This window comes from Candidatus Schekmanbacteria bacterium (genome assembly GCA_003695725.1).
Lineage (GTDB): Bacteria > Schekmanbacteria > GWA2-38-11 > GWA2-38-11 > J061 > J061.
Window position 1 is genome coordinate 1 of the sequence record RFHX01000060.1, and the last position, 5,821, is coordinate 5,821.

Genomic DNA, 5,821 nt, shown 5'->3' on the forward strand with positions numbered 1-5,821 from the left:
AATACAGTCTCTGGGGATCTTTCACTTGGATATTCATCGGGCAGTACAGGCACCTATACGCTTTCAGGCGGAACACTAAATGTCGGTGGTAAGATTATTAATGGCAGCGGCACGGGGACACTTAATATTGACGGCGGGACTCTTGTAGTCAATGGCGGAATAAGTGCTGATACTATCAATCTTGGCAGTGTATCAGGGTCTGCTGGCAGTTTTAATTTAACGAGCGGGAGATCGATGTCAGCCACATATGAAAACATCGGCGATTATGGCGATGGGCAGTTGATCCAAAGTGGTGGGACAAATACAGTCTCTGGGGATCTTTCACTTGGATATTCATCGGGAAGTACAGGCACCTATACGCTTTCAGGCGGAATGCTAAATGTAAACGGTAATATCATAAATGGCAATGGTACTGGATATCTAAATCTTGATGGAGGAAATTTGAATGTTGGCGGCAGCATAGATGTGGATTTCTTGAAAGTTGGATCGGCTGAGGGTGCCAGTGGCAGCTATACATTAGAAGCAGGCAAGAGTATCAATGCCTTTGAAGAATATGTGGGGGCAGCCGGGAGCGGTACATTAATTCAAAATGGGGGTACAAATAATATTAACAATAAACTTGCTTTAGGTTGGGGAAGCAGCACAACTTCTGGAATCTATACCCTAAATGATGGAGCTTTGAATGTGCCGTGGGAAGTGATTGGAGATTGGAATACCGGAACATTCAACCAAACAGGCGGAACAAACAATGTCAGCGCTACGATTGATTTGGGATATGCAGGAGGCGGGATAGGTACATATAATTTGAGTGGCAATCAAAGTGTTGTTAATGCAGTTGAAGAAGTTTTTGGCAGATGGGGAGGTAGTGGCGTCTTTAATCAATATGACGGAAAGAATTTGATTGAGAACAATATGAATCTTGGTCTGGTTTATGGTTCCAGCGGTGTCTATAATCTTTTAAACGGGACTCTTGATGTAGGTGGAAATTTTATTGGCGGTGAAGGTTTAGAGCTTTTTGGTGGAGAAGAAATCATTGGTCAGGAAGGGAGCGGAAACTTTACCCAATCAGGCGGATCACACACGGTAGGAACTCTCTATATTGGCTACAATTCAAATGGTAATGGGAATTACGACCTTCAAGGAGGCACTCTACTTGTCAATGATCAATATATTGGATATTCAGGAACAGGTAAATTCGTCCAATCAGGAGGAAACAATTCAGTCAACTATGACATTATCATAGGCGACAGTTCAGGCAGCAATGGGAGTTATGAGCTTCAGAATGGCAATCTCGCAATTGTTGGTATTGAATATATAGGAAATTCTGGCAGTGGAAACTTTCTCCAGAGTGGAGGATTAAATTCAGCAAACGTGATTTTTTTGGGTAATCAGTCAGGTGGGAGTGGAATTTATGAACTTCAGGGAGGTGAACTTTCTACTGATGAGGCATATATAGGGAATTTTGGTATAGCCCATTTTACACAAAGCGGAGGAACAAATAATTTTGGCAATGATTTTTCTCTTGGTGTCAATTCAGGTAGTATTGGAACTTATGAGCTGCAGAATGGTATGCTTTCTGGTAATGATGAATTTGTAGGTGATTCAGGAACAGGAAATTTTACTCAAACAGGAGGTATACACACTGTTAATATGCTTTCTGTAGGAAATCATATGAATAGTAATGGCACATATAATTTACAAACAGGTAATATCAATGCAGGCACTGAATTTGTCGGAAATTCTGGAAATGGCACTTTTACTCAACAAGGCGGAACGAATGAAATTTTAAATTATCTCGCCATAGGCTTTGATTCTGGATCTTGCGGCAGTTATACTTTGCAAGGAGGTAATATTTCAGCAAATAATGAGTATATCGGATGGTCCGGAACAGGGGAGTTAACCCAAAGTGACGGTACTAATGCGATTGCAAACACACTTGACATAGCTGTCAATAGCGGGAGTTCAGGCACTTACAATCTTCAAGGCGGCATATTAATGGCAGCTAACATTGTAAACAATGGCACATTCAATTTCACAGGTGGAGAACTTAATGTTGAAAATTTTACCGGTGATCTTGTAAACAATGGTGGAATACTCGCGCCGGGAAATTCTCCGGGAGTAACCAATATTTTTGGAGATTATACTCAGAACAGTACGGCATCATTGCTTATGGAATTGGGAGGAATAACTCCGCAAAGTGAATACGACGTAGTTAATGTAACCGGAATATTAACACTCGGTGGAACACTTAATATAATGCTTTATGGCGGTTTTACTCCTACGAAAGGTGACAGCTTCGACATTCTCAACTGGGGCAGTATAGTAGGGAACTTTGATACCATCAATCTTCCTGAATTGCCAAGCAGTTTATATTGGGACACTTCACAACTTTATATAACTGGTGAAATATTTGCGCTTCAAACAGAGCCTGTTCCAGAACCATCTACATATTTGCTTTTGGGACTGGGAATCATTATTTTTCTATTGTTTAAAAAGACTTTGGCAAGTTCATAAAGAGCTTATCTATCTTCCTTACTAAAAAATGTTAGATTGGAATTTTTTTCTGATATTCACTAAACAAAGGTAAAGAGATTTTTTTAGGGGAATGATAAATATTTTCTCAATGACTATTTGAGCAAATAAATTTAAACAGATTAAAGTTTCAGAAAAATGAATAAGATGATATCGAATCTGAAGGTAATTTTGAGAAATTTATAAAAAGAGGACGAATAAATGGAAAAAATAATCGGATACTGCGGCATTGATTGCGCAAAATGCAAAGCATACATAGCAACAGTGGAAGACAATGACGAATTGAGAAAGGAATATGCAAAAGAGCAATCCGAAAGATTCGGTGTAGAGGTTGATTATAGGACAATCAATTGCGACGGATGTCTTTCAATGGGAGAGCATCTTGGATACTGCAGTATTTGTGAAATAAGAAAATGCGGCATTGAAAGAAAGGTTGAAAATTGCGCTTTCTGCGAGGAATACATCTGTGATAAGCTTGATAGAGTTTATACCTTTATGCGCGATGTAATCGGAAAGAGAATAGGTAACGAAGCTGAAGCTAAAGTTGCTCTTGATGAAATAAGGAAGAAAATCCAAAAAGATTCAGAGCCCTAAAACTTCTTTTTCTGCATTACTTTAATAATGGCATCTTCAGCTTTTCCCATTGCAAGAGAGAGGGAGCGGAGGTTTGATATTGTTTCTTCAATGGTTTTCCCTGCAATTCCGTCTGTAAAGGGCACTTCAATATTTTCCAGCGCAAGACAAGCACATTCATATGCAATTCCTGCCGCTTCCGCCACTTTCAGAGCACAGCTCATTTTTGCTCCATCACATATAACGCCTGAAAGCGTTGAAATCATATTTTTCATCGCCTTTTCAACCTGTGTGTCGTTTCCACCGAGGATTCTTGTAATTCCTGCAGCTGCGCCGATTCCACCTTTTGCAGATGAACCGCATAGAGGAGATAGTATTCCGATGAATTCTGTAAGATAAGCAGTTATGAGGTGTCCAAGAGCAAGTGATTCAGCGAGCAATTTTTTATTGATTGTTCCTTGAGCTTCAGCGGCGGCAAAGATTGATAAAGTTACAAGTGCACCCATATTGCCTGACCCAGAACTGCTTGCTAATGTTATATTTTCTCCTGCCATCCTTGCATCAGATGCCGAAGCAACGAGACTCCTAATCCTTTTTATGCGTTCGGCTTTTGACCTGTTTTTCCCTTTTGTTTTTCCTATGATGGATTTTCCGATTCCTAATCCCACATTTTTGACCATTCCCAATTTTGATGCCTCAAGATTCAGATTCAAAGTTTCAAGCATAAATTCTCTGTCTTTGGCTGAAATATTTCGCGCCATTTTACATATCTCTGAAACTTTGAAGGATGAAAGAGGTCTCCCCTCAATAGTGAGATTTTCGCTGAATATTTCTTTTTTACCCTTGTCCTTTCCAGCACCTGCATATTTTTCATAGAGGACCTTTTTCCCTCTTTTGATGAAAATTACATTCTCGTGTGAAAATCTTATAAGTGTCTTTGTAATGACATTTTTGTTATCGATAGCAATATTTGCTGAAACTTCGATGTAAAGTTCATCTATTCTGTGTTTGGGAAGAGAAATTTTGATTTTCTTTTCTGATACGAGCTTTTTGGCAAGCCCCAATTTTTTTGCGTCAACTTCTTTAAAAATGGTTAGCCCATTTTCAGGATTACAGAATATCCCAAGCGCAGAAGCGAGGGGGAGACCATATTCTCCCCCTGTGTTTGGAATTCCAACAGAAAGGGCATTTTTATATATCCTTCTGTCGACGGTTACTGATATATCGTTGATACTTTTATAAAGATTGTCAGGGGAATCTAAAAGATTGCCCTTTGACATTTGGGGCACATTCTTTGTATGAAGCCATTTTGGAATTTCCCAGTTTACAGCCCTTACAGAAAGTGCAACTGCAAGACCAACTGCCGCCGGCTCCGTACACCCTGTGGCAGGCACTACTATTTTTCTCAAAAGCATTGAAACATTCATCAAAGGGACCTGCCAATCTTTATAGTTGTGTATTTATTTTTTAGAAAAAGTGACACCGATTTCTCTTGAATGAAAATTTAAGTAAAAAAAATCTCTAATCGATATCAGCTCCTTTTTCTTTTCCGCAACAATTCCCTTTAATATGGGAATGATTCCCGTGGCATTTATGTGAACTTACGACTTTAATGTCGGATTTACAACAGGCAGGGCATCCTTTCGGTTTACCCTCCGTGGAGATTTCTTCCCACTTGCATCCGCAATTTGAGCATTCAAATCCTCTTTCAGACATTATATAATTTCCTCCTTCTATTCTCAATGCTTTGCCCTTGACAAGAGCATCAGCGATTTTTCTGTGTGCATTTGCAATAATTCTTCCGAATGTTTGCCTTGATATATCCATTAATTTCGACGCTTCTTCTTGCGTCATTCCATCAAGGTCGGCATGATTTATTGCTTCAAACTCATCGAGTGTTAATACAACTTCGTCCAAATCAGTTGAAGAAATCCCGGTAGGCGTAAAAAGATTCGCCTCCGGGTATCTACAGATTACTCTATATTTTAAAGGTCTTGGCATAATAAATATCCACTATTGTTTTGAGCATAAGCTCATAACATATTTTAATATTGATATGCAACCTTTTTTAATCAATAACTAAAAAATAAATCTTTTTTTAAGAATGATTAATTTATTTGACAAACTGTGAATATAATTATAGATGTTTATAAGCTGAGCCAAGTTTATCGGCGAATGTAAAGTTGTTGGAAAGTTGGAATCTTTTTTCTGTTTCTGTTTTTCCTCGATTTTGCAGGAGATGGTAGGTTGGTAGAGGCGGCTATATTGCCTTTAAAAACTAAAGAAAGGAGGGAAAACAGATGATTCACGGAACAGTAAAATGGTTCAATGACAGCAAGGGATATGGCTTCATTTCGCGGGAAGATGGAAATGATGTCTTCGTCCATTTCAAATCCATAATTGCTGACGGCTTCAAATCATTGAATGAAGGCGACAGAGTTGAATTTGAAATTCAGGATGGTCCGAAAGGTCCCAGTGCAGTAAATGTAAGGAAGATGTAATATATATCTTAATTACGAAAATCAGGAGGCAGAAGCTGAAATAGCATCTGCCTCTTTTATTTGCAATATCTTGACTGTTCGCCTCAAAATAACATCTTGACATCAGCAATATTAAGATATAAAAAATCCAAAATTTTGTTCCCCGGTAGCTCAGTCGGTAGAGCAGGTGGCTGTTAACCACCCTGTCGCTGGTTCGAGTCCGGCCCGGGGAGTTA

5 protein-coding genes and 1 tRNA gene are annotated in these 5,821 nt (G+C 39.1%); 4 read left to right on the forward strand and 2 right to left on the reverse strand.

What is annotated here, in order from left to right; genetic code table 11:
* Both D6734_02820 and D6734_02825 read left to right on the forward strand, forming a co-directional pair.
* Positions 1-2,514, forward strand: a 2,514-nt coding sequence (locus D6734_02820; GenBank protein RMF97045.1) for a PEP-CTERM sorting domain-containing protein, incomplete at its 5' end; no start/stop codon positions are given.
* A 228-nt stretch (positions 2,515-2,742) separates the two neighbouring features.
* Positions 2,743-3,126 (forward strand): DUF3795 domain-containing protein, encoded by a 384-nt coding sequence (locus tag D6734_02825; protein RMF97049.1) that lies wholly within the window; start codon positions 2,743-2,745, stop codon positions 3,124-3,126.
* Here D6734_02825 and D6734_02830 read toward each other — a convergent pair.
* Entirely contained in the window at positions 3,123-4,532 is a 1,410-nt protein-coding gene (locus D6734_02830; protein RMF97046.1) for a serine dehydratase subunit alpha family protein, read from the reverse strand. The two genes, D6734_02825 and D6734_02830, sit on opposite strands and share 4 nt — an antisense overlap.
* Positions 4,533-4,626: 94 nt before the next feature.
* Entirely contained in the window at positions 4,627-5,106 is a 480-nt protein-coding gene (locus tag D6734_02835; protein ID RMF97047.1) for a DUF134 domain-containing protein, read from the reverse strand.
* Between the two features lie 299 nt (positions 5,107-5,405).
* Between D6734_02835 and D6734_02840 the strand changes: the two genes are divergently transcribed.
* Entirely contained in the window at positions 5,406-5,606 is a 201-nt protein-coding gene (locus tag D6734_02840; protein RMF97048.1) for a cold-shock protein, read from the forward strand.
* A 139-nt stretch (positions 5,607-5,745) separates the two neighbouring features.
* Positions 5,746-5,818, forward strand: a tRNA-Asn gene (locus D6734_02845).
* The last annotated feature ends 3 nt before the right edge of the window (positions 5,819-5,821 follow it).

What these genes read in the sequence shown, in the direction of transcription:
- D6734_02830 (RMF97046.1), bottom strand. Translation starts at nt 4,532, where the DNA reads ATGAATGTTTCAATGCTTTTGAGAAAAATAGTAGTGCCTGCCACAGGG.
- D6734_02835 (RMF97047.1), bottom strand. Translation starts at nt 5,106, where the DNA reads ATGCCAAGACCTTTAAAATATAGAGTAATCTGTAGATACCCGGAGGCG.
- D6734_02840 (RMF97048.1), top strand. Translation starts at nt 5,406, where the DNA reads ATGATTCACGGAACAGTAAAATGGTTCAATGACAGCAAGGGATATGGC.